The 768-nt window shown below is 62.2% G+C and carries 1 protein-coding gene; it reads left to right on the forward strand.

Going from position 1 to position 768, the window contains the following annotated elements:
- Positions 1-743, forward strand: a 743-nt coding sequence (locus tag GY769_04955; GenBank protein MCP4201266.1) for a hypothetical protein, incomplete at its 5' end; no start/stop codon positions are given.
- Positions 744-768: the final 25 nt, after the last annotated feature.

Consider the following 768-nt stretch of genomic DNA (forward strand, 5'->3'; position numbering starts at 1 on the left):
GCGGCAAGCGCGAGATCATCCGCCGCAGTATCTCCACCAACGTGCTCGAGTTCACCCGCCTGATCAGCGATCTGGCCGAGGTGCTGGAGCAGCACACCGGCAAGCGCGTGCTCTGCGTTCTCGACGGTCTCGACCATGTCGACGCCGGTCCCGCGTTCGAGTTGCTCAACGGTCACTTTCAGACCCTCACTCTGCCGAAGATCTCGAAGGTCTTCATCGTCCCCCTCACACTTCTCAATACGCCGTTTCTCGCTACGATCGGAGGCCGGTATTCCACCGTGCCGAACATCAAGGTCTTCCGCGATCCGCGCTCGAAAGAGCTCGACGACGCCGGATTCGGCTTTTTCAAGAACGTCGTCTCGCGCTATGTCTCTCTCGAGCTCTTCTCCGAGGAGGCTCTCGCTTCTCTGTGCCGGCTCTCGGCGGGAATCCTCCGCGACATGATCGACAACACGAGCGCCGCCTGCGCTGCCGCGGTCGACGCGGATTCACCCCGGGTCACGGAAGAGCATGTGGAGCCGGTCTGGCACCGGGTGATGCGGTTCTATATGAACCAGCTTCGATCCCAGGACTACGAAGTGCTGCAGCAGGTCGAGGAGAATCCGCAGCTCGAGCAGGGCACCGACGGTGTGCCGCCCCTTCTGCACAACAAGGCGATCGTCTTCTATCCCAACGGCCGGGGTTGGTTCGGTACTCATCCGGCTGTTCGCCGGATGATGGCCGAGCCTGCTGAACGGCATTAGCGATGACCGCTTCCGCCCCGGCCGA

This window comes from bacterium (genome assembly GCA_024224155.1).
Lineage (GTDB): Bacteria > Acidobacteriota > Thermoanaerobaculia > Multivoradales > JAHEKO01 > CALZIK01.